General features: G+C 48.8%; 16 protein-coding genes. 4 read left to right on the plus strand and 12 right to left on the minus strand.

The features are described from left to right. Positions 1-37: 37 nt before the first annotated feature. Positions 38-1,081, minus strand: a complete 1,044-nt coding sequence (locus BP71_RS11345) for a DUF4097 family beta strand repeat-containing protein (protein ID WP_496379197.1) — start codon at positions 1,079-1,081, stop codon at positions 38-40. 115 nt (positions 1,082-1,196) lie between these two features. On the opposite strand from BP71_RS11345, the gene BP71_RS11350 reads away from it, so the two are divergent. Continuing rightward, on the plus strand, positions 1,197-1,427 hold the full coding sequence (locus tag BP71_RS11350; protein WP_496379199.1) for a hypothetical protein: 231 nt from the start codon (positions 1,197-1,199) through the stop codon (positions 1,425-1,427). 4 nt (positions 1,428-1,431) lie between these two features. Here BP71_RS11350 and BP71_RS11355 read toward each other — a convergent pair whose 3' ends face one another. From BP71_RS11355 to BP71_RS11365, 3 genes are all read right to left on the minus strand, one after another. Beyond that, positions 1,432-1,788 carry a hypothetical protein gene (locus tag BP71_RS11355; RefSeq protein WP_496379201.1) on the minus strand — a complete coding sequence of 119 codons (357 nt, stop codon included), beginning with the start codon at positions 1,786-1,788 and terminating at the stop codon, positions 1,432-1,434. A 61-nt stretch (positions 1,789-1,849) separates the two neighbouring features. Beyond that, on the minus strand, positions 1,850-3,229 hold the full coding sequence (locus BP71_RS11360) for a GH1 family beta-glucosidase (protein WP_496379203.1): 1,380 nt from the start codon (positions 3,227-3,229) through the stop codon (positions 1,850-1,852). 144 nt (positions 3,230-3,373) lie between these two features. Next, positions 3,374-5,332 carry a DUF7850 domain-containing protein gene (locus tag BP71_RS11365; protein ID WP_496379205.1) on the minus strand — a complete coding sequence of 653 codons (1,959 nt, stop codon included), beginning with the start codon at positions 5,330-5,332 and terminating at the stop codon, positions 3,374-3,376. A 1,191-nt stretch (positions 5,333-6,523) separates the two neighbouring features. Here BP71_RS11365 and BP71_RS11370 point away from each other — a divergent pair. The 3 genes from BP71_RS11370 (at position 6,524) to BP71_RS11380 (ending at position 9,805) form a co-directional block, all read left to right on the plus strand. Further along, positions 6,524-7,861 carry a hypothetical protein gene (locus BP71_RS11370; protein WP_496379207.1) on the plus strand — a complete coding sequence of 446 codons (1,338 nt, stop codon included), beginning with the start codon at positions 6,524-6,526 and terminating at the stop codon, positions 7,859-7,861. A gap of 187 nt (positions 7,862-8,048) precedes the next feature. After that, complete coding sequence (locus tag BP71_RS11375; RefSeq protein ID WP_496379209.1) at positions 8,049-8,855, plus strand: carbohydrate-binding family 9-like protein; 807 nt, start codon at positions 8,049-8,051, stop codon at positions 8,853-8,855. Positions 8,856-8,875: 20 nt separating this feature from the next. Continuing rightward, complete coding sequence (locus tag BP71_RS11380; protein ID WP_496379211.1) at positions 8,876-9,805, plus strand: serine hydrolase; 930 nt, start codon at positions 8,876-8,878, stop codon at positions 9,803-9,805. Positions 9,806-9,845: 40 nt separating this feature from the next. Here BP71_RS11380 and BP71_RS11385 read toward each other — a convergent pair whose 3' ends face one another. The 8 genes from BP71_RS11385 to BP71_RS11420 all read right to left on the minus strand — a co-directional run bounded on the left by BP71_RS11385 (position 9,846) and on the right by BP71_RS11420 (position 25,518). Beyond that, entirely contained in the window at positions 9,846-11,054 is a 1,209-nt protein-coding gene (locus BP71_RS11385) for a hypothetical protein (RefSeq protein ID WP_496379213.1), read from the minus strand. Positions 11,055-11,173: 119 nt separating this feature from the next. Next, entirely contained in the window at positions 11,174-11,461 is a 288-nt protein-coding gene (locus BP71_RS11390) for a hypothetical protein (protein WP_295932805.1), read from the minus strand. Between the two features lie 54 nt (positions 11,462-11,515). Then, on the minus strand, positions 11,516-13,966 hold the full coding sequence (locus BP71_RS11395; RefSeq protein WP_496379215.1) for an ABC transporter permease: 2,451 nt from the start codon (positions 13,964-13,966) through the stop codon (positions 11,516-11,518). A 10-nt stretch (positions 13,967-13,976) separates the two neighbouring features. Continuing rightward, entirely contained in the window at positions 13,977-16,376 is a 2,400-nt protein-coding gene (locus tag BP71_RS11400; protein WP_496379217.1) for an ABC transporter permease, read from the minus strand. Between the two features lie 211 nt (positions 16,377-16,587). Further along, complete coding sequence (locus BP71_RS11405; protein WP_496379219.1) at positions 16,588-18,072, minus strand: capsule assembly Wzi family protein; 1,485 nt, start codon at positions 18,070-18,072, stop codon at positions 16,588-16,590. A gap of 218 nt (positions 18,073-18,290) precedes the next feature. Next, the gene (locus BP71_RS11410; protein WP_496379221.1) at positions 18,291-20,663 is read right to left on the minus strand and encodes an ABC transporter permease; all 2,373 of its coding nucleotides are present in this window, start codon (positions 20,661-20,663) and stop codon (positions 18,291-18,293) included. 24 nt (positions 20,664-20,687) lie between these two features. Then, on the minus strand, positions 20,688-23,057 hold the full coding sequence (locus BP71_RS11415) for an ABC transporter permease (protein ID WP_496379222.1): 2,370 nt from the start codon (positions 23,055-23,057) through the stop codon (positions 20,688-20,690). A 55-nt stretch (positions 23,058-23,112) separates the two neighbouring features. Continuing rightward, positions 23,113-25,518 (minus strand): ABC transporter permease, encoded by a 2,406-nt coding sequence (locus BP71_RS11420; RefSeq protein WP_496379224.1) that lies wholly within the window; start codon positions 25,516-25,518, stop codon positions 23,113-23,115. Positions 25,519-25,547 lie beyond the last annotated feature (29 nt).

Consider the following 25,547-nt stretch of genomic DNA (forward strand, 5'->3'; position numbering starts at 1 on the left):
CAAGCCCTCCGCTCATCCTATGGCATTTTGGTATCTCTTACTGGTTCACATAAATACTTCCGGCGCTGGCTGACAAGGTAACAGGAATCCCTCCACCATTCATTTTCCCTTGCACCCGGTCTTTCTCGGCCGATCCGTCAAAGTTTTTAAGCGGGATAGAGACTTTGTTACCTCTCAGATTGAGATCCACTCCTTTATCCAGCGGCATCGTGACACGAACACTGCCCGCTGAGGTGGAAAGGTCAACAAACTTACCCAAAGACGTCAGTTCCAGATCAATGCCTCCCGCACTCGTTTTCGCGCGGATGCTGCCTGAAACACTTGCCAACCGGATCGAACCACCGGATGTGCCGGCATCCAGTGAGCCGGCGATGCGCTCCCCTTTAATGCTACCTCCGCTGGTATGGGCAAATACATCCCCATCCATATTAGCGAGCTGGATACTTCCGCCGGATGTTTTCAGTTCAATCCTGCCTTTCAGTTCCTCTGCCTTGATGCTACCACCACTGGTGTGCAACTCTATATCCTTGGTGCAGCGGACTACATCGATGCTTCCACCCGATGTGCGCCCCCGGATTACACCATTGAGGTCGTCAATTTTAAGACTCCCCCCGCTGGTTGTAAAATTCTGATCTCCTGTGAGCGATGCAATTTTGATACTTCCGCCACTCGTTTTGAGGTTCGTAGCTACATTTCTGGGCGCAGTCACTTTGAATGCGATAGATATGTTCCTTTTCTCATTCCATTCCACACCATTTTTCCTTTTTGCTGTGGCCACTACTTTATTCCCTTCCGTGCCGATCAGGATATCGTAATCTTCCAGCCTGTCTTCTATTTCCGCCTTCGAAAGCTCCTTATTATTATTCCAGCCATTTCCTTTGACATACATTTCCACCTTAAAGCCGCCACTTTGGCCACCGGTAACGGATATGGAGCCGCCGGATGTTTCAACCTGTAATTCTTTCAGGGATGAGTTGGTGAAGTTTTTGGTAACATAAGGCTGGTCGTCGCCACTCTGAGCATAAGCTGCAATCACAGAGAAAGCGGAGAATGCTATGGTAAGTAGTTGTTTCATTTTCATGGGACTTGTCGATTTGTTTGAGCAATGATGTATAAATCCGCTGCGAGGTTGCATGTAGGCTCCGCAATCGGGGTATAATTTTTGCAATAGTTATTTATCTAAATCAAATTTAATCATGAAAACTTACCGTGTAAAAACGATTCGCCCGTCGGATGACGAACTGGTACTGAATATACTCCGCTCACTTGAAAATAAGGGTATCATCGTCTTTGAAGAAGAGCATTCCCCAGGCAGCGCAAAAAAAAGTGCACCTGCCACAGACGAGCAGGTGCAGGAGATTATTGATGAAGCGGAATTAGGCGCCTATTATTCAGAAGAAGAGGCAAGAAAGATTCTGAATCTTTAATCGGCTATTTTTTTTGAATGTCAATCACCTTGATCTCATCGTAGGTAGCTTTGGTTCCCCAGCCGCACGGAATGGTACTTTTACCGCCGGTCAGGCTGTATTTCAGGCGTACACTGGTAAAACTGTAATATCCCTCGATCTTCCCCAGCTCTTTCTCGATCTTTGATTGGGAGGCCTCACTGGGTACCAAATAAACCGTCGTATCCGGTGAGGTGATGCTGAAATGCCAGGAACAACCGTCAGACGCCAGCATATTCGCCCAGGTAGCGTCAACTTCGTGCACCTCTTCATTGATATCACTACTTTCATCATGACAACCTATCCAGGCTAGTAGACCAAACACGACGATCAGCATTTTCATGGTTCTAGGGGTTTAATATGTCGATAGACACCCGTGTTTTAGAAATAGTTGGAACAAAGCGTTACTTTTTTGGATCTTTTAAAAATCCCGCAAACCATTTCCCCGATTCCTTTACCGTACGGACCTGCGTTTTAAAGTCTACGTGCACCAGGCCAAACCGCGCGGAGTATCCATGCGCCCATTCAAAGTTATCCATCAGGGTCCAGGCAAAATACCCATTCACTTTCACGCCTTCATTCTTCGCTTTCAAAACTGCGGCCAGGTAATCCTGGAAATAGGCCGTCCGCTGCTGGTCATCCACCGTTGCATCCTGCAACTTATCTTTGAAAGCCGCGCCGCTCTCCGTAATGATGAGCTCACGGATCCCTTCGTATCTGCCGAACTGGTGGAGGATGCGATGCATACCGTCCGGACTCACCTCCCAACCCAGGCCGGTAACAGGTACATTACGCAGGCTTGCCGGGACTTCTTTCAGCCACATAACAGGAGCCAGATACGAATGCTGCACAACTACACTGAAGTAGTTCTGGAGTCCCCAGAAATCAAAATCAAATTTGAGAAGCTCCCGGTCTCCTTCCCGGTAGAACCGTTTGATATTGGACAAAAAAGGAAATGCATCCTTCGGGTATCCCAAACCCAGCGCCGGCTCCACGAACAGCCTGTTCATCAAAGCATCGGCACGCTTTGCAGCTCTCACGTCCGCTGCGCTCGTACTGTTGGGGTGAACGTAGGAACAGGATATCGCATTACCGATCCTGGCATCGGGCAGCATCCTGCGCAACACCCTACCTCCTTCGGCCTGACTTAATGCGAGGTGGTGCACTACCGGTAGAAAATTATGGATCCCCTTGTTACCCGGCGCATGCTCTCCAGTGGTGTAGCCCAGTCCAGCGACGGCCATCGGCTCATTCAACACGATCCAATGCCTCACCCTGTCCCCGAAGGCCTGCGCACACACAGCGGTGTAGTCGGCAAACCATTCCACGATGCGCCTGTTTTTCCAGCCTCCCGATTTTTCCAGTGCATGCGGAAGGTCCCAATGGTACAATGTCACCCAGGGCTCGATATCCAGCGCGATGCACCGGTCTATCAGCCGGTTGTAAAAATCGATTCCGGCTTCATTTACGGCGCCATGCCCTTCTGGCATGATCCTGGACCAGGAAATCGAAAAGCGGAACTGGCTAAAACCCAGAGTTTTAACCAGTTCGAGGTCTTCTTCATACCGGTGGTAGAAATCGCAGGCATGACGGGCATGATCCCCGTTGTGTATTTTTCCTTTTTTTCTTGTAAATACGTCCCAGACACAATCCCTTCGCCCATCTTCGTCAACCGCTCCTTCGATCTGATAGGCTGCCGTTGCCACCCCCCACTTGAAATCAACGCCAAAATCCTCGCGTAACAACCCGGACTTTTCACCTCCCGCCGCATTCACAAACTTCATATTTTGATTTTCAGCTAATGTCGTCAAGATGGTGATATTTCGTCATTGGCAACGAAGTTATAAACATATCCGCAAACAAAAGCCCTTCGTCCGTAGTTTACGAACGAAGGGCTAGTGATGTTCCGGCAATACTCCGGCCTAAGATTATCTCACCACGAGGATCTTGCGCATGAGCGGTCCGTCATTGATTTTCACAAAGTAGGTTCCTTGTACCAACTTCGTCAGGTCCACTTCGTTTGCCGAGTCAGGTACTGTGTTGATCACAAGCACGCCGCTCTGGTTGTAAAGCTTCACGTTGTTGATCTGCTGATTGCTGCTCAGTTTGATGCGATCCACAGTAGGGTTCGGATAGATCTTCATTTGCTCGTCACCATCAAAGTTCAGGTTTTTGATAGCACTGAAAGCAAAGGTTTCATCCAGATCGACCATTTTAAGGCGATAAAGGTTAACTGCCAATGGACTGGTGTGCGTATAGCTGTATGATACCAATTCCCTGCTTTCTCCTTTTGCGTCGATGCTGGTAAGGGCAGTCCATTTCTTACCGTCCTGGCTGTGCTGCACTTCGAAGTATGCAGAGTTGCTTTCGGAAGTGGTAGTCCACGTCAATTGCGCCGTTGTACCTTCTTTCTTCGCATTGAAAGCAGATAATGTCACTGGAAGCGGAGGACCTGAGAAGGTGAGACATGCATTGTCTACCAGGAGGTCATTACCTGCCGACGATGCCAGTACGCGAACGTATTTGGTCCCGGTAGGAACACTACCAGCAAGCGTATACTTCTCAAGTCCCCAGGGATTGCTGCTGAGAGACTTTGTTACATCTTTTGTAATCTGTCCCAATTCAGCCTGCGATTCGGTGAGGAATACAAGTTGGAATTTCTGACTATTTGAACTGCTGTGCGCGCCGTAAATCGTGAGGCTCACCTGCCCGCCAAAAGTCGACAGCATTTCGACATCCTGCCAGAACTTGCCAGCACCCGAGAGTTTGCCTCCGTTGGAGCCGCAGACCGCGTAAATAGCCTCTGCCGTCAGTGTCCCTGTTACGTTCCATCCGTTAATACCACTTTCAAAATTCCCGTTCTGCAAAGTATTATTAGTACATTCCTCGCAAATCGCAGGAGTAGTAATGCTCATGCAAACCACATCTATTTTGAAATAGTTGCCGCTTGAGTAAAATGAGAAACGCACTTTCGTTGCACCGGCAGGAGCTGTTGCTGATAACTGATATTGCTGAAGTTTGCTTCCGCTTACTTCGTAATTCATCGCCACCACGGCCTCATTCGCATCGATCTTGTTTCCGGCTCCGTCGTAGAAGGTCAGTTTAAATTGATGGGTCTGGCTATTGTCGTGCGTACCACCATATACGCTCAAATCCACTTTTGAACCGGCCACCAAAGCCACATCCTGCCACACCGTTCCTGCGCCCGTAATCAAGCCATTGTAATCGCCGCACATGTTGTAAGCCTGGTCAATGCTGAAGTTGGTACCGCTGCTTTTCGACCAGTTATTGGTATTGCCTTCAAAACTTCCATTTTTGATCGGGTTGCCCGCCGATGTCACACAACCGCAATCAACCGGAACAGCAGGAGGAGTAATGGTCATACAAGCTCCGTCTACTTTAAAGTAATCGCCACTTGACGTAAGCAAAAACCGCACTTTTGTCGCAGTGGCAGGAGCTTTTCCCGTCAGCTGGTACAATTGAAGCGAGCTTCCGCTACCTACCTCATAATTCATCGCCTTCACCACCTCATCACCAACTTTCGTTCCCCCAGAATTATAGAAAATCAATTTGAATTCGTGTGTGTATTGATTGTGATGTGTACCGCCGTAAACCTTCACAGAAACATCGCTTCCGCCAGTAAGCGCAACCTCCTGCCAGGCTGAACCGGAACCGTTGATCGCGGCATTATAGGTGCCGCACATATTATAACCTGTGGAGGTTGTAAAACTTGTCGAGTTGGAGACCGACCAGTTGTTCGTGTTGCCCTCGAAGCTAGCGTTCTTCAACACATTGTCCGGGCAATTACAATCGTTCGTCGCACTCGCCTGAAAGCCGAAGCCCAGGGTCAATAGCATAAGGGTAAAGAGAAACGTAAAATTTTTCATAACGTATTTGATTTGTAATTGATTAGCTGTAATCGATTGGTACCAAAAAAGTACGTCACAAAGGTAAAAATTAGATCAACTAAAAATATAACTTTTTTTATATTACAGGTGGCAAAAAAATAGATCTATGAGAAAATGTAAGTTACTTCTGTGGATGTTTATAGAAGTATTTCTATATTTAAAAATATAATAATTCTTTAAAATACAGCTATTTATAGTAGAATATGTTGAGGTAGCCGCTCAAAGTGATTGCAATAGACATTGAAATTAATAATATAACTTTTTCAATATAAAGCGCCGACTCAAAAGACAACACCGGAAGGAACCGGTTACATATCGACCGACGAGAAAACTGATCCAGATCTATCTTAATCAGGAGTTTTGTTGATTTATGAGACCCTTAACCAGGGGCGGGCCTAGGAGCAAAACTTAGTCATAATAATGACGGAAGAATTAGTAACGCTTCTACACCGAGAATTGTCGTACGGGGCGTTTTTAAGGACTAAATGCACATTTGGTACAATTAACGGTATTATAGCGAAAAGCCGGATTTTGTGGATATCACTGAATTTTCACTGAAGAATTTCGACAAAATTTTTTTTCGAAAAAATACCCCTTCTACAAGGTTTCTATCGACTGCGAATAAAATACAATGTTTTATTACTGTATAACAACAGTTTAGCTACATAGCATTCTGACTTTCAGCTGTTAAAGCCACAGCAAATTACGCGCCCTTGCTACAAAACGAGTGAAAGTATATACGAAGCCGCTACCGGGCAGAATATAAGAGCAGCCAAACAGGCCCAAAACCAAATAAAATTCGAGTTATTATTACAAGTTAAATCGAATATGGAATTGCATTTTAGGCGAATTTTGGACCAGGAAAATGTGTCGCAACGCTTGGGGCGCCTTCCGTCGGCAATTTGCCGGTACCTGGCGGAATATTCAGCTTTGGGGCCACGTCGTGTGTATACCCATAACGGATCTCCGTTCGGCTCATTCCGGCTTTGAATGTCATGCCGCCGCAAGTATCTTAGGCTATGCGGTGATCATATTTTATTCCGGCATTCATGGAGTCCATTATGTGTATTTCAAGCTCGAATTGAGGAACCGGTACAATCATGGGCCAGTGCCTCTTAGTTTTTTTCGCTAGCTTTATCACGACCGTTTCACTAGATTTATCAAGCCGGTATGTTTCGAAAATGTCTCATCGCATGGATCATCGGAGCCGCTACGCTCTCCTGTAATACAAAGCAACAAGAAGGTAGTGCAGAAACCGGGATCGACGAAATTGCCCGGGAATATGTAAAACTTGGTCTTTTGATCGGCCAGTATGACGGCGATTTTGTGGATGCCTATTACGGTCCCGACTCGCTCAAACCCGCAAAGCGTGATAGCAGCCATTTTCCCGGGGAAGCACTTCTTGAAAAAGTAGCCGGATTGAAGCAATCCCTCGAGAAATTATCGGCAAGACATGGAAATGATACTGTCTCGGGACGCGCAGAATGGCTTACAGCCCAGCTAACGGCATTCGAACGCAGGATACACGTATTTTCCAACTCATTCGTCCCCTTCGATTCGGAATCAAAGGAACTTTTCGACGCGGTAGCACCGGTTCATGACGAAAAACACTTTCAGGACCTGATTGCCCGACTCGACGGTGTTCTCCCCGGGAAAGGGCCCATCCCTGATCGGTTTCAAAAACTGGCGGGCCACTTCCTTATCCCCAAAAATCGGATAGACACCATTTTCAGGACCGCCATTGCTGAGGCCCGCAGGCGTACCCTTGCGCATTACGCGCTGCCGCCGGAAGAAACATTTCAGCTTGAATACGTCCACGACAAACCATGGTCGGGTTACAACTGGTACAAAGGCCATTACAAAAGTCTGATTCAGATCAACATCAGTCAGCCCATTTACATCGAAAGAGCCATTGACCTCGCATGCCATGAAGGTTACCCCGGACATCACGTGTACAATACTTTGCTGGAAAAGAATCTCTTCCGCGACAAAGGGTGGACCGAAATCGCATTATATCCATTATTCAGCCCCCAATCACTGATCGCCGAGGGAAGTGCCAACTACGGAATTTCCGTGGCGTTCCCCGGCACCGAACAGAAAGCATTTTGCAAGAAAATACTAATGCCCCTGGCTGGGATGGACACCACCATGGCCGATATCTATTTTGAAGCCCTGGCCATACGCTCCGCGCTCAACTATGCCCGGAACGAAGTGGCCCGCGGAATGCTTGACCATGGCATGAGCGAAACGGAAGCTGCGAGGTGGCTTACTGATTACTGCCTGTTACCCCAGAAGGGTGCAACCGATTATATCCGGTTCATCAAAAAATACAGGAGCTACGTGATCAATTACAATTATGGGCAAGACATCGTAAAACAGTACATTGAATCACGGGGAGGTACCGCGGCCGATCCTGCAACAAGATGGATGTTATTTCAAAAATTATTGAGCACCGAGAACAAAGCGAGCGATCTGTTAAAGGTTCAGGGTAAGCAGGACCGTAAATGACCGGGTGCGTAAACAGCGCGCCCGAAAGCCCGGTTTTGCTTTCAAAAAGTGGTTAAAATGACTTATATTGAACGTCTTTTAACTACCTATTTGACCAATCTTGAAAAATTTTAATTCACTCAAAAAAAAGAACAGATTTACCTTCTTTGGCACTCTTGCATGGACTTGTGCCGCTACCTGTAGCGGTATGCTCCCCCTCACCACGGCTGCCTCGGCGCAACCACCCACTCCACCGAAGACATACACCTGCTATCGCGCAGACCGCAAAATCAACATAGATGGCCGACTGAATGAACAGACGTGGAAGAAAGCGCCGTGGACCTCCTCATTTGTCGATATTGAAGGAGACAAGAAACCGCTCCCGTTGCAGGAGACCCGCGCCAAGATGCTCTGGGATGACGAATACCTTTACATTGCCGCGCAGATCGAGGAAGAGCACATTTGGGCCTATCAGGACAAAAAAGACCAGATCGTATACCTGGAAAATGATTTCGAAGTCTTTATCGACCCCGATGGCGATACGGACAACTATTACGAACTCGAAATCAATGCGATCAACAATACTTTTGACCTCTTTCTTCCAAAAACCTATCGCAAAGGCGGCCGCGCCCGGATCAAATGGGATATCGCCGGACTCAAATCGGGCGTTTCGGTGGACGGCACCATTAATGATGCCTCAGACAAGGACAAACGATGGTTTGTCGAGATTGCGATTCCCTTTAAGGCGCTCTCCACTCAAGATGTACAGCCACTCATTCCTCAACATGGCTCGGAATGGCGCATTAATTTTTCGCGGGTGAACTGGCAACATGAAGTAAACGACGAAGGCCGGTATAGCCGCAAACGGAATGCTGAAACCGGTAAGATCCTTCCAGAGTACAATTGGGTATGGTCTCCGCAAGGCATTATCAATATGCATTTTCCCGAATATTGGGGCCGGATGTATTTCAGCACGGAGAAACCCGGAAAAGCCCGAACCGCCAACACTTATTAACCTGAAACCGTCGAAAATCTATGAGAAGATTGCTCCTTTCAGCCCTGCTGGCATTGATGACAGGCCTTCTTTGTGCGCAGCCGAACGCCGTTGGGGAAACGAAAGTTGATAAAAAGCTGGTTGCCAAACTGGAAAAAGCATTGGAAGGCTTTCACGGTGACGCGGGTGTATATGTTCGTCACTTAAAAACCAACCGGGTCGCGGGAGTGAATGCCGACACGTTGTTCCCAACGGCGAGTATGATCAAAGTGCCAATCATGTGTGGGATTTTCGACAAGATCAACAAGGGCGAAGTCCGGTTTGACCAGGAACTCATTTACCGGGATTCTCTGAAATACGACAATGGCATTGTTGGATCGTTCCGGGACAGTACGAAGATTGCATTGCCTAAAGTTGTACATCTGATGATTTCACAGAGCGACAACACAGGCAGTTTGTGGTTACAAGCCATAGCCGGTGGCGGAGCAACGATTAACCAATGGCTTGCACAAAACGGCTTTTCAAATATCCGTGTCAATTCCCGGACGCCGGGACGAAAAGATGCGCAGGCCAAATATGGCTGGGGACAAACAACGCCGCGTGAAATGGCCGAACTGGTCGCCATGATACGTAATGGAAAAGCCATCGGCCCGGCAGTCAGCGAGCGAATGTACCGCTACCTGGGTATGCAGTTCTGGGACGGAGAGGCCATTTCCCAGTTACCATCCCATGTGAAGGTAGCTGCCAAAAGCGGGGCGGTGAATCAGGCGAAGTCGGAAGTGCTCGTGGTTCATGCACCGCACGGCGATTATGTTTTTTGCATTACTACCAAAAACCAGTACGACCAGACCTGGCAAAAGCAAAACGAAGGATACGTCCTGATCAGGAAGATATCGGCTATTATCTGGGACCATTTTGAACCGAAAAGCAAATGGAAGCCGGTAGATGGCGCAGACAAGTTCTGGCATTAGAACAGCCTGGCAGGCCTTGAAGCTTGCCAGGCCTTTATTTTCAATGCCCTTCACTGGACTCGAACCCAAGAATGCTCAGCCGGTAAGGTGTAGCGGATACCTTCACCTTCCTGGTTTTGGACAAATCCTTTGCATTGATTACCAGCAACTCGCCGGTTTTCGGCTGGGTAATGTAAATATAGCGTGAAGTCGCTTCCAACTGCGGTTTCTGGGTCTCATCCTTCGCCGTAGCTGGTAAAACGCTTCCGTTAACTTTCATAGAATTATCTTTCAGATCAAATACCCGCAGCTCTCCACTATGGAGTAATACGATCAGATTATTTCCTGCATAATCAACTTTCGCCTGCATAATGTCCGTATGAGCGAGTACGGGCGTCACGAGATTACCCGCTACATCGATTACGTAGACGCCTTTTGCTGCGGTGTATCCCAAAAATTTACCTGCACCTTTCGCTTCCAGGATCGAGCCGAACCAGGCATCACCGAAATCTGCCGGGTGTGCAATCAGTCGCTGGCTGCCATCGGGCTTCACGGCCAGGATACCGCTGGCCGACCCGAACAGCGAAATGCTTCCATTGGTAGCATTGCCATGGATTCCCCTGGTCTGAACGGTGGAAGCAAAAAGCGTTTTGCCGGATCCGTCGATAATCTTGACACGCTCAGGTAACGTGCCTGCCACCGACCCGTCCTTCACCGTAATCGCGTAAGTGCCATTATCGAACTTGGTCATGGCGCCGTGATGAGCCACATTCCCCGCATTGATGACAGACATCTTCTTGCCTGCCGTATGAAAGTCACGTTCCCTGGCAATACTCAAAGTACCGTCTCCGTCATTGAAGGTGATAATCTCGTCGCCTTTGCTTTTGAAATGCGTCGGCTTGTTTCCATCCCCGGTCAATGCGCCGAACTTAGGAGTTCCCTTTACATCCACATGGTCACCATGCCCCTCGAACCCGGTATCGAAGAGTTGTAAGAAATTATTGGCACCATTTACGATTGCCCCGAAACGCCCGCCCTGGGTACCGTACAATGCGGATTTGGGATATTGTGCCTCAAACTTTTCCACCGAGAACTTTACCGGATCGACCAGGGATAATTCTTTGGAAGTCTCGTCATTCACCATGACCCTGATAAACTGATACTCGGTCTCTTCCGGTAAAACAACCTCTTTTTCCTTGTCGTCATCGCAGGCGGTAAGCAGTGAACCTGCCGCAACAAACAGCAGCGCTTTGAATAAATGCTTTTTCATAAAAAATCTTTATATGCAACAATGTTGCAAATGTAGTTTTAAGTAAACCACAAATGCAACATTGTTGCATATAAAGATTAAAAAAGAATTAAAATCTTATGCAATGCGTCGCAGGGAATCTACGCCAACGCCTCACGCAGCAGGCTCCGGCTTTCCTTCTTCACAAACGTGATCGGCACAAATTCATCATTGGGGGCGCCAATGTAATATACAGTCCATTCGGGGTCGTGATGCGACAGCATTTCGCTGATGCAATCGGCCCGGTGGGCTACCGGATTCGTGCAGTCCTCCCAGTAAAACAGCTCGACGCGATAGAACAGGTTCTGCTTGATTCCGTTGATCGTTACTTCGACTTTGATCTCCTGCTTACCTTGAAGCGGAGGGATGGGGATAGCAATGTGGCTCATGGGGATTATGCGTTTATCGATTCAATTTCACACCAAACATTTAAAGCAATTTCACTACTCCGTTTTCAGGGATTTTACCGGATTGGTTAAAGCTGCCCTGATACTTTGAAAACTGACTGTCAATAATGTTATGCCGATGGTAACCAGTCCTGCGAGGCCAAAAATCCACCAGGCGACGTCGGTTTTAAAGGCAAAATTCGATAACCATTTGTTCATCGCATACCAGGCCATTGGACTGGCAATCAGAAGCGAAACGGTAACCAGTATGAGGAAATCCTTCGAAAGAAGTTTCACGATACTTCGCACCGATGCGCCCAGAACCTTTCGGATGCCTATTTCCTTGGTCCGCTGCTGCGTTGCAATCGAAACCAATCCATAAAGGCCCAGACACGATATCAGAATGGCGAGAGCGGCGAAGTATCCTGTTAGTTTGCTCAACCGCTGCTCATTGGCGTACGAATCGGCAATGCTTTGATCCAGAAATTGATAATCAAAGCCCTTTTCTGGGAAAAATTTATCCCACTCCCGTCCTATCGAGGCCAACGTTTGATCGAGCCCGTCCGGGGACAATTTCACGGACATCTGTGTAAAGAGGTTCTGATCGATGTGGAACAGCACACTTTCTATGGGATTCTGCAACGACTGGGTATGGAAATCCTTCAACACCCCAACGATCCGCCCCTGCTTTCCTTCGAGGTTAATACCTTTATTTAATGCCTCCGCCGCCGACTTCCACCCCAGCTGCTTCGCCCCTGTCTCATTGATCAAAAAGCCCGCGGCTTTATCGGTCGAATAGCTTTCGGAAAGATCTCTTCCTGCCGCCAGTTTCAGGCCGTAGGTTTTTACAAAATTAAAATCGACTCCCATCGCCCCTACAAACAGGTTCGCGGCCGCTGTTTTTCCCTCCGGAACCACATTACGCTGTACTGTTCCCGCCCCCATTCGCTGGGTGGCGAACGTAACCTCCCGTACTGAGGGATTTTGCAATAATGTTCCCCGGAAAGTCTTAAGCCTCAGATATGAACTATCGCTGGACGTCGCGAATACATTGGTGATCTTTTCATTCCTGATGTCGGCTGTAATGATATAATCCTTATGAAAACCGACAGGCTGTTCCATCAGAAACCGGAGTTGCCGGAACACGACCATCGCACCGATAATCAGCACGATGGAAGCAATGAACTGGAAACCCAGCAATGCCTGCCTGAGGCTTCCTCCCCCTGCCTTCCCACTCACAAAGCTGCCTTTCAACATCACGATTGGTTGAAAACGGGCTACAAAAAATGCAGGATAACTGCCTGATACCAGGCCCACCACAATAGCCACCGCTACGAATGCAACGAGCAGACCGGGGGTTTGAAACAGATAAGCCCAGGTGAGCTGTTTGTTCGTCAGCATGTTCAGCACTGGAAAAAGCATTGCGATGAGTATCACCGAAAAGAACAATGCAATGCCGCTGAGTAGCAACGATTCTCCCAAAAACTGTGCTACGATCTGCCCCTTTTCGCTCCCGAGCGTTTTCCGGATACCGACCTCACGCGCACGCTGCAGCGAGCGGGCGGTGGAAAGATTGATAAAGTTGATACAGGCTATCAATAATGTAAGGATACCTATGCCGCTAAATACATATACATAAGTCATGCTGCCCGTAGGTTCCGGGTTGCCTTCCACTTCGGGATTCAGGTGTATATCCCGCAATGGTTGCAGCTGATATTCGATATCCCTCGCAATCTGCGCGTCGGCATGCGTTTTCAGGAATTGGGGCATCCGGGCATTCACGCTTTGTGTACTTGCCCCTGGTCGCAGCAGCACGTAGGTGGCCGAATGCGTAATAACCCAGTTTTGAGGCAGGTTTCTGCGGACCAGTTCACTTTCGGTAGCAAACATCGTCTTATAATCTGACAACAGATCGATCCGGATATGGGAGTTGTCCGGAAATTCTTTCACGACCCCGGTTATCTTCATGGGATGTTTTCCCTCGTAAATGACCGTTTTGCCGAGCGCCTGCGCATTCCCGAAATATTTGCGCGCAATCCGGTCTGTAATGACCAGGGAGTAAGTGTGCCTCAATGCCGTTTCAGGGCTCCCTTCTAGAAATTCAAAAGAAAAAATATCCGTCAGCGTCGAATCTGCGAAGAAAAAATGATCCTCATCAAACTTAACCGGCCCCGGACTGTTGCTTCCCGGTACCTCGATGGTCGCATTGCTCCGGTAAACACGGGCCGACCGCTCAACTTCGGAAAAGTAATCCGGCAGCAAAGGCGATGCAACTGTAGGGGTAAGTCCGATGTAAATGGAGTATCCCGCAAATTTAGGCATATAATTTAGCCGGTAAATGCGATCATACTTGCTGTGGAATGTATCATAGCTCAACTCATGCCGCACAAAAACCATAATCAGAAAACAGCAGGTCAGCCCGATCGTAAGCCCCAGCACATTAATCAGCGAAAACCCCTTATGCCGTTGCAGGTTTCTCAGCGCGATTTTAAAGTAGTTTTTGATCATGGTCTGAAATTTATTCGGCCCGCAAACTTTTAACCGGATTCATCAACGCCGCTCTGATACTTTGAAAACTGATCGTGAACAGCGCTACCAGCACCGCCAGCATGCCGGCGAGCAGGAACATCCACCACTCGATATCAATGCGGTAGGCAAAGTCGTTGAGCCACGTCTTCACGGCCCACCAGGCAATGGGAGAAGCGATCAGGATCGCTACCAGCACGAGCCTGAGAAAATCCCCCGAAAGCAGGGTTACAATGCCGGCCACCGAAGCACCCATTACTTTCCTTACCCCTATTTCCTTAATCCGCCGCTCCGCCGAATACGATGCCAGCCCAAACAATCCCAGGCAGGATATAAAAATCGCCAACCCAGCCAGAATGCCCACGATTTTGCTCACCTGGGTGTCCGCGCGGTACATTTCGGCAAAATGTTCGTCGAGGAATGAATAGGTAAATGGCTCTTCGGGTAATATTTTATCCCACGCCGATTTCATCGCTGCGAGAGCCTGTTTAGTGTTTTTACCTTTAATACGTACCGACATCTCCGAGTACATCCAGTCTTTCTGGTTGAAAATGCACAGCGGCTCGATCTTATGGTGCAGCGAATTGAAATTAAAATTCTCGACCACGCCTACAATGCTCGACAACGAATCCATTCCATAAAAACCAAACCGTTTCCCGATCAGGGTTTCCATGGTGAGCGTTGGCTCCTGTTTGAGAAGCTCATCGGCCAACGCCTTATTGATAATGTACGTTTTTGCATTATCGGCAGGGCTGTCGGTAAAATCGCGTCCCACAAGCAGTTTGATTTTGTAAAGACTCAAAAAATCGGGATCGACGATGATCTGCGACGATGTAAGCTCCCTTTTCGGCCCTGCTCCCTTGAAGTGGATCGCTGTTTGATGCAGATTATTCCCCAGACGTTGCTGTGTACCGGTTACCTTTTCAATGAATGCGTTGCCCGCCATCGCCCGTTTCAAGGCATCATATTTCGTGTCCGACCTGGAATCCAATGGAATGATCACCACCTGGTCCTTGTCAAAACCGGGATCTTTATCCATCATATAGTTCAGTTGCCGCATCGCAAAACCGGTTGCGATGATCAGGAAGACGGCGCTGGTGAATTGAGCTACCACGAGCGCATTTCTAAAACGGCTTTTGCCAGTCCGGACTATGCCTTTGAGCACTTTTACCGGCTCGAACGCCGAAAGGAAAAAGGCGGGGTAAACGCCGGAAATTACGCCTATCATAACAGCAAGCCCTAATAGGCCAGGCAGTAAAGCCGGGTTTTCGGAAAACGAAAAAGCCAGCCGACGATGACTGAAATTTGCGACAGCAGGCATCGCCAGCCACACAATAGCCATAGCAAGCACCAATGCCAGCAACGCAAGCAATACAGACTCGCCGATAAATTGCCTCGCCAGTTCGACTCTCCTCGCACCGATTGACTTCCTTATCCCTACTTCCTTCGCCCGCCCAGCAGAACGCGCGGTCGATAAATTCATAAAATTCACACAAGCGATGACCAATAAAATCACCGCGATGATCGAGAAAACGTAAGTGTACCGGATGTCGAACTTCTGGTAATTGACATAATCGTGGGTGATGTCCGTCGAACTGGCGTGGATATCTGCCAACGGTTGCAGAAAAAGCTTGAAATGCTTCCAGTGCTCGTCCTTCATATGTCTTTTGAGATAGGCCGGAAACTTCTTCTCTAACGCCGCTACCTGCGTGCCGGAAGCCAGTTCGAGGTAAGTGACGAGGTAGTTGCTCCCCCAGTTTTCCATGAAGTCAGGCTTGGCAATAGTATTGAAAGAAACCAGCGCATCGAACTGCAAATGCGAATTGTCCGGTACGTTTTCCATAATACCGGTGACTTTCAGCGTCAGCGTATCATTGCCGTAAATATGTACGTTCTTTCCGACCGCATCTGCGTTACCGAAAAGACTGGATGCCGTTTTCCGGGTAAGCACCACGGAGTTCGGATCGGCCAGCACCTTGCTACGATCGCCTTCTTCAAGTTTGAAATCGAACATCTTAAAAAAGTCCGGGTCTGTCAAAAGGGACTGGCTCATTTCCACCCTTTTCCCGTTATAAAACACAGGCATTTTCCCGGTTCCATTTACACGAACATAGCTCTTGACCTCGGAGAATTCCTGCTCCAAAGTAGGCCCCATCGGATACATCGACAAGGCTACGTTCTGGGGAGCCAGCATCCCCTCGAAACTCTGCACCTCATTGAGCCGGTAAATGTTTTTGGAGTGCATCCTGTCGAAACTGCGCTCGTAAAATACAAAGAGCATGATCACGATGCAGGCGGCCATTCCCACGGCCAGCCCAACAATATTGATCGCCGAAAAAACCTTGTTTTTCCAGATATTCCGAAGCGCAACCTTGAGGTAGTTTTTGAGCATTCCGTTTGTTCAGAAAAGGGTTAAAACAACCACCGTAAGAAAAGATAACTCCCTGACAATGACTGTATCCGCTTGCAGCAATAAAGTTATGCCAAGCAAATCAATGATTTAATAATCAACCTTTTAAAGAAGAGAAATGGATGTAAGGCGTCCGAAAATGAACAATCCTGTTCACGGTTGGACAACCGTCATTACGTGGCCGGTTTGAGCATTACCATTCCTTCCGGATGCCCAGATATCCCCCGGTCCTGTCCCGGAACACATCTCCCTGATCCGCCGCCACTTTTGCGATAATACTAACCTTCTTTTGACGAGGCAGGAAGTATTGTGCACCCAATACCGAAGAGAATTGTCCTCTTGCCGGGTCGAAATCGGCTCCGGGTGTTCCGAAGTTCATGCTGTACGAAAGCCGTAACGTCATCAGGAGGGAAGAGTTGAAGCGGCCTTGTGCTCCCGCATACCACATATTCACGCGGTTGTTGGGAAAAAAACGATAGTTCCCTCCCAGCTTAACCTGATCCATGTCTTTACCCGGAATAATGAAGGGCGTACCCACGGTTTTGCCCAGGTACGACCATCCTTCATGGTATTGCGTATGGTTAAAGTAATTGTCAGCCCCCTGATATTTGCTGCCCGGGATGTAGAACTCCGATCCCGACTGGTCCTTGGTCGTCAGGAATTCCAGTGTCAGATGGGTGATGGCAAAGCCATTATTCCTGTTGCCTGACTGCAATTTCAGATTAAGGCCATAGAGTCCGTCAGGAATGTTCCTGAACAACATACTGGAAACATCCTCGAACGGATGCTGATGATAAACAAAAAGTCGGTAACCGTTCAGTTTTGTTTCGAATGCAAAATCGTAGCTACCCAGATGGTTTCCAAGCCGGTAACTGTCAAATGCGCCATATCCGTTTTTAGTAAACCAGTTTTTGGAAGTAAATGCAAGCACCACATTCGGGTAAAACTTCCAGGAAGAAGGCAATTCACCATCTACGGCCAGTTCGGGGTGGCCTTTGAGATACTCGGCGTGCCCTGCCCACATTACATTGTGGTTTAAACCAAAATAAAACTTCTTCCTGTTTTTCCCTAACCGGAAATACAAAAATTTCTGATGCAGCCGTACGCCCTGAATATAGTCGGTATTGAACCAGCCATGCGCAAAGCCTGCGTGAACCGCCAGAAAATCCCTTGTGAACTTCAAAGGCGTAAATCCGACGGTGCCGATCTGAATCTTGGGAATTGGCAGTGAGTTACCCGACATGGAATAAAAACCGGAAGACAATGTGGTATCTCCCAGCCCCATTATTTCTTTTCTTCTTCCGACATACAATTCCGTTCTTCTAAACCGGATACTTGCATGCGCTTCGGGCAAAACGAACCGGAAGCCACCGGTTTTATCATATGCTCCAACAGGACTGACCCCGGCACTCCAGTCCAACTTCCTGGATCGCCCGGCCAGACTATCATAAAAAACATAGTTTTTGCGAACGGTTGCCTGGATCACCCCGGCCGTAGCCTGGTCCGGTACGACTCCGAACTGATTGGTCCTAAGCCAGAAAGGTGTTTCTTTGTTGGACGATACATAGGCACCTGCTTCCCCATTACCTTCCAGCCCGGCCAGGAATGCCCGTCTCTGAGCGCACAGCTTTCCAGGCAGAAAAATGATCAAAACAAGGATCGTAACGGTTCTAATCAAAAGTATCACAGCTGCATAAAGGATTCCTCCGCAAGATAAAGACACAGAGGAGAATATCCTTGTATGCATGACGACCTTTAACGAAAGATTAATTAAAGGGGATTATAAGGAGGAAAGGGAGGAGGGGAAGAAAGGGAGGGGAAGAAGGGGAAAGAAGGAGCCTCTAACTAATTCCTTTTCTCCCATTCCTCCCCTTCCTCCTTCTTCCTTCCCTAAAATCATTCCGATCTAAGCGACCGGACGGGGTTGATCAATGCGGCCCGGATTGCCTGAAAACTGACAGTGAGTAATGTAATGCATAAAGCACCGATACCGGTAACAGCGAATATCCACCAGGAAAGCTCTGCCCGATAGGTGTAGTTTTTCAGCCAGCCGCTCATAAAATACCAGGCGATAGGTCCCGAAATGAAGCAGGATATAACCACCAGCAGCACAAAATCCGTAGATAACAGCCGCCAGAGATTCGCTACCGATGCCCCCAACACCTTCCGTATCCCGATTTCCTTAGTGCGTTGCTCCGCCACAAAGGAAGCCAGCCCAAAAAGTCCCAGACAGGAAATAAAAATGGCCAAAACCGTGAAAAAAGAAGCCAGTTTTCCAATTCTTACTTCATCGGCGAACTTTTTGGAAAACAACTCATCCACAAACTGATAAGTGAAAGGACTGCTCGGGTCATATTTTTTGAACACACCCGCCACTTTTTCCAGTGCCTCGCTCACGCCTGCCTGCGGTGCGAGCCGGATATTGATCATATTCGTGTTCCGGTAATTCACAACATAAAATGCTGGACTGATCTGCGTGAAAGGCGATTCACGGACCATATCCCGAACAACCCCGACGACCTTGTATTCTCTTCCGCCCCAGTTAAGAATGGTTTCCAGCGGTTTTTTCAGTCCCATCAGCTTCAACGCCGACTCATTGATGATCATACCCGTTGAGTCCGTAGCATAGGTGCGTGAAAAGTCCCTGCCCTGGACCAGCTCCCAACCGACTGTTTTGCCGTAATCGTGTGAAATATTATTGGACATGAGCAAAGGCACCGCATCCGGCGCTTTACCGGGCCAGGATAAATTAGTCACCCCGCCATACTGGACCGTCACCGACCCCGAAGATTGCGAATAGCCACTCACAGCACCCGTATTCATCAGATCGGTTTTCAATGCATTGTAATGTCCGTACAGAGCAGGAGTTGTCATATCCACTTCAATCAGTCCGTGACGACTGTATCCTACCGGACGGTTCTTGGCATGTTGGATCTGCCGGAAGACAACCATCGTACCGATAATCAGCGTCACCGATACTGTAAATTGTACCACCACCAGCACCTTTCTGGGCAACGTGGCGAATCTGCCTGCCTTAAATGTCCCTTTCAGCACTTTCAGCGGCTGGAAAGAGGACAGGTAAAGCGCGGGATAGCTGCCGGCAATCGTGGCGGTCACCAGGCTGAACAGAATACCCGTAAGCCAGAACAGCGGGTTGGTCAACGGCAATGTGATCTTTTTCTCGGCTACCTCGTTGAAAGATGGCAGCGCCAATGCGGCGAGGAAAAGCGAAAGGATAAATGCAATCATCACGACCAGTGCCGACTCGCTGAAAAACTGGTTGACCAGCTGTAACCGCTGAGAACCAATGGCTTTTCGTATGCCCACTTCCTTGGCCCGCTTTTCGGATCGCGCAGTACTCAGATTCATGAAATTGATACAGGCCAGGAGCAGCACAAATACGCCGATAATGCCAAACAGCCACACGAAGGTGATCATGCCACCCACGTTGACACCATTCTGAAAATCGGAATAGAGATGCCAGCGGTCCATCGGGTGGATGAAAAATTCGGGTTTGTAGCCCGGCGGATTTTCCCTTTTCATACGGGCATCTTTGATTTTTCCCGAAGCGGTGCCAAAGTCCGCGCCCTCGCGAAGTTGTACGAAAACCTGATAAGAATTCTCGTCCCATTGCATATCCGCGCTTTTCACAGACTTATCTGTCGCGGTGAGCAGCTCCCAGGGGGCAAAAAACTGCGCATCTCTGAAAGTACTGTTATTGGGAAGATCTTCATAAACGCCCGCTACTTTCACATCACGGCTGGTATTGATTCTAATAATGTTGTTGACCGGATTGGCATTACCGAAAAGAGACTGCGCCAGCGATTCCGAGAGCAGGATCGAATTAACTTCTTTCAGTCCCTGGGAGCTGCCGGCCACCATTCTCAACGACATCATTTGGGTAAACACCGGTTCTACGTACTGTCCCGGTTTCGAAAACATTTTGTCCCCGTTTGAAAGCACTATCTCCCGGTATGCAGATTTGCTCACTGCCGCAAAGTCTGGGTATTTCTCTTTCATTTCGGCCGCCAGTGGCAGCGGCACCACGTTGTAAGACGATTTTTCAGCTCCGAACTGTACAAACTGCCAGGCCTGCCCGATGCTGGAGTGATTACTGTGGTATCTGTCGAAGGACACCTCGTCATGGATCCAAAGCCCGATCAGCACAGCCACGGCCATTCCTACCGAAAGCCCACCAATGTTGATGGCGGAATACCCCTTGCTTTTCAGCAGGTTCCTGAATGCAATTTTAAAGTAATTCTTCAACATAATATGATCTGTTTTAAAGTCTGACTAATCTCTTCTCAAACTATCGACCGGGTTCATCAATGCTGCTTTGATACTCTGGAAACTGATCGTGAGCAGCGTCACGACAATAGCGGTAAAACCCGCCCCAACAAATATCCATGGACTGATCGCGACGTGATAATCATATTTTTGCAGCCATCCTGCCAGAAAATAATAGGCCATTGGCGAAGCGACGACGCAACTGATGAGCACCAGCAACACAAAATCCCTAGAAAGCAGTACCCATAATTGCGCTACCGACGCCCCCAGCACTTTCCGAACGCCGATTTCCTTCGTCCGGCGCTCAGCCATAAACGATGCCAGCCCAAACAACCCCAGACAACTGATTAAAATCGCAAGGGCGGCAAAAATGCCCGAAAGCTGCCCGATCTGATTTTCGCTTTGGAATTTGCGGTTAAACTCGTCGTCTACGAAACGATAGTCGAAAGGGTAAGCCGGATTGTACTTCTCCATCACCGGCTGAATAGCGGCCAGTGCCCGGTGCACGTCCGCACCCGCTTTCAGGCGCACGAGCCCCTGAAACACGAAATCCGACCGGAACAGCATGATGGCCGGTTTCACAGCCTCGAACGGATTCTGCATCATAATGTCCTTGTTTACCCCGATCACCGTCATATCCGTATCCTGAAACTTGATGTGGCTGCCTACCGGGTTCTTAAAGCCCATCAGCTTCGCCGACGCCTCGTTCAGGATCACAGCATTGCTATCCGTCGAGTAGGCTCTGGAGAAGAAGCGGCCTTCCTTCATTTTCAGTCCGGTAGCTTTGTCATAATCGGTAGCGACCATAATGGCTGAAAATGCAGGGCGGCTTTGCGGATCCTTTCCCGGCCATGAAAACCCTTCCCATTGATTGTAAACACCCGTCATCGGGCTCGAAGATTTGCTCACGGCCTCCACGTAACCGGTGGCGAGCAGGCCTTCCTTCATCGGCTCATAGTTTTTGCGGAGATCGGCTGAGAGCGTGAATGAGACGAGGTTATTGGGATTATAACCCAAAGGCCTGTTTTTGGCATGCTGTATCTGCTGAAACACGATCACCGTTCCGATGATCAATGCAATGGAAAAAGTAAACTGCGTTGCCACCAGCACCTGCCGGGGCAGATTAGCCGCCCTCCCAACCTGAACAGTACCCTTCAAAACTTTTACCGCTGCAAAACCCGACAAGTACAATGCCGGATAACTCCCCGCGAGGACCCCTGTTATGAGACAGCCCGCAAGTGCTACCGCTACCAGCCGGATGTCATCCAAACGGAACACGATGTCCTGAAAACCGACGTCCCTCAGGTAAGGCAATGCAAAACTCACGATCACGAGCGATATCAGGAATGCCAGAAATGCTGTCAGCATCGATTCGCTCAGGAATTGAAAAATCAACTGCCGCCGCTCCGATCCTACCGCCTTACGAATGCCTACTTCCCTTGCCCGCCGTTCGGACCTGGCTGTGCTCAGGTTCATGAAATTGATGCAGGCGATAAGCAACACCAGCGTTCCGATCACACCAAAAAGCCTGACATATTCGATCGTACCGCCCGCATTCACCCAATCCTTGAAATCGCTGTACAAATGCCATTTCTCCATCGGGTGCACAAACAGCGCCCCCTCCTCCTTGTCTTTGGTTTTCATTTGAACGATTGTCGCTATACGCCCCGAGAAAACGTCCGGCGAAATGCCTTCATGCAGCTCGATGATATTCTGAAGAAAGTTATTCTGCCATTGATCGAGCGCGCCGCGCACAAAATCGGAAGTAGCGATATTCAACTCATACGGCATCAGGTATTCGAATGTAATAGAGGAGTTTTTAGGCGTGTCCCGCATCACACCGGTAACCATCACGTCCATCTGGTTATCGACACGGATCACCTTTCCCATCGGGTCGGCCTGGCCAAAGAGTGATGCTGCAAGTGATTCGGTGAGGACAATGGAATAAGGGTCCTTCAAAACCCTATCTACGTGTCCCTTAAGCAAAGGAAAACTGAACATTTTCAGAAAATCCGGATCCACGAAGTGACCTTCCGCATTCAATTTTTTTTCTCCCGTCACCAGGCTATGGTTATCCCCCCAGTCCATCCGGGTAATACGCTTTACTTCCGGATAATGCGCTTTCAGTTCTGTGGCCAGGGGCAGCATAATACCCGTCTGAGTGCCTTTTACATTATTGAAATGCGTCTTCTTCATGACCCGCACAATACGCCCGCGATTTTGATGAAAAGCATCGTAGCTCAATTCTTGCCTCACCCACAAGCCGATCAGCATCGCTACCGCCATTCCCATGGCCAGTCCCAAAATGTTGATTGCCGAATAGCTCCGGTGTTTTACAAGGTTCCGTACCGCGATTTTCAGATAATTTTTTAGCATGATATTTCTTTAATTTCAGAAAAACTTCCACCCCACCAATCCTCCCCTAGTCCACTTATTCACTCTTCAACGATTTCACCGGGTTCATCATCGCCGTCCTCACCGACTGGAAGCTGACCGTGAGCAATGCGACAAGTAATGCAATGCAGGATGTTGCCAGAAATACCCACGCGCTGATCCCTACACGATAAGGATAGTTGTTGAGCCATTCACCTGCCGCGTAATAGGCCAGCGGGAACGAAATCAGGAACGATAGGCATACCAGTTTCGCAAAATCGGTCGATAGAAGTCTCACAATACCGGCCACCGACGCACCGAGCACCTTCCGGATACCGATTTCCTTCGTACGGCGTTCGGCTGCCAGTGTGGCCAGACCGAAAAGTCCGATACAGGAAATGAAAATCGTCAGTGCCGCACCAAAAACCATGATCTGCTTCCATTTCGCCTCCGATTCGTAGCTTTTGAGATTCTCCTCATCGATAAATTTATAGCCGTAAGGATTTACCGGAAACAGTTTCCTGAAGGTCTTTTCGATATGCCTCAGGCTCGCGGTTTCTGTTCCGGGGAGGATACGGATAAACGCTTTTCCATAAGAATTATCCGGTTTCATTGTAAATACCTGCGGTCTAATCGTCTCGCTCACAGAACGGAAATGGTGGTCTTTAACAACGCCGATCACCGTATATCTGTCATTCTCATTATACCAGAAATCAATAACCTGCCCGAGCGGCTCCTTCCATCCCGCCTCCTTCACAAACGCCTCATTCACCAGCACCGACTGCGTTGAGTCCGTCGGTAGGTCGGGAGAGAAATTCCTGCCTTTCATCAATGGAATTTTAAGCGTCGCCAGATAGCTGGCACCCACCGTTTCATAGTCGAAACTGATTTCGGCACCCGCATTGATTTTTGCCCCCGTCCCCCAGCGGCCGCTGTTTTTGGGAGCTACGGCCGTAATGGACGGGTTTTTCAGAAGCTCGCTGGTCAGCATCTGCGCCTCGTTACGTGTCATGTTCTGTTTGTCAACGCTGATCAAATGGCTGTCGTCATAGCCGAGCGCCCTATTGGTCAGAAAATTGAACTGCGACCGAATCACAAGCGTAACAATGATCAGGAATGAGGCCAGTGCAAATTGTACCACCACCAGCGACTTCTGGAGATAGTTTTTTCCGGAAAAATTAAACCGGTTGTAAATGGTCTGCACCGGATCGTAGCCCGACAGCACCACCGCCGGGTAAAAGCCCGCCAGCAGGCCGCTCAGCAAAAACAGCGCGATATAGCCCGCTATCAGTTTCCAATCGAACAGATAGGAAAGCGACAAAGCTTTATTGGCCAGCTGGTTGAAAGTGGGCAACGCGGCCTGCACGAGGATTAATGCAAATACAAACGCGGCAAAGCACAGCACAAACGATTCTCCGAGAAACTGTACCGCCAGCTGTGGTCTCCCGCCTCCCACCACCTTTCGAACGCCGATCTCTTTCGCTCTTTTGAGAGAGCGGGCCACGGTAAGATTCACAAAATTGATGCACGCAATAAGTAGTATAAAGAATGCAATGCCTGAAAGTATATAGGAAAACAATGGCTTACTGCCGCTCAGAAGCCCATTGTCCGCGGGCAATTGTTCATCCAGGTGAATGGCTGTAAAGGATTGCAGCGCGTAATATCGTTTTGCCTTCATATTATATTTCTTCGCTACCGACTTGATCGCATCACGTGCATCCGACTGGTAAATGTGGTTCATAGTCTTGGTCACAGCTTCAATATTCGCCCCGGGAGTGAGTTTTACAAAAGTATTCAAGGAACTGTTGAACCAGGCTTCCGACTCCATATCCCGTGGCCTGACCGGCAACGGTTGCAGGACGTCGAAGCGGATGGACGAGTTTTGCGGACACGTTGCGGCTACCCCGGTAACCACAAAAGGTTCAAATTGCGCCTGCCCGTCAAATGCATCTTTGAAAAGTATGGTTTTACCCAAAGCCTTCGTAGTCCCGAACTGCTTTCTGGCCATTTCCTCGGAGATCACCACCGACCGGGGCGACGCCAGCGCGGTCTTCGGGTCACCACTCAGCAATGGGAACGAGAAAATCCGGAAAAAGTCGCGGTCCGCCTGGTACACGGTCTGACTGGTTACCACTTCACCTGTTTTAATATCATTCCGATGCTCTCTGAACCGCGCAAATACCTCTATTTCCGGCGTACTGGCTGCAAATTTCGGCCCAGGCTGGTAACCGGTGATGCCGCTGTTGTACTCCAAAGCGCCACTGGGCATAATGGATTTATAGGTAACCCTGTAGATATGTGGATTATTGGCATGAAAGCCGTCATAGGTAACCTCATCCTTGGTATATAGCATAATCAACATGGCTGCAGCCAGCCCGATACTCAGGCCGGTTACGTTGATCACCGAATACACCCGGCTGTGCATCAGGTTCCGGATCGCGATTTTGAGGTAATTTCCAAACATATGTTCCCAGATTATGAATCCTACGCCTT

Source organism: Dyadobacter ginsengisoli DSM 21015 (assembly GCF_059568735.1).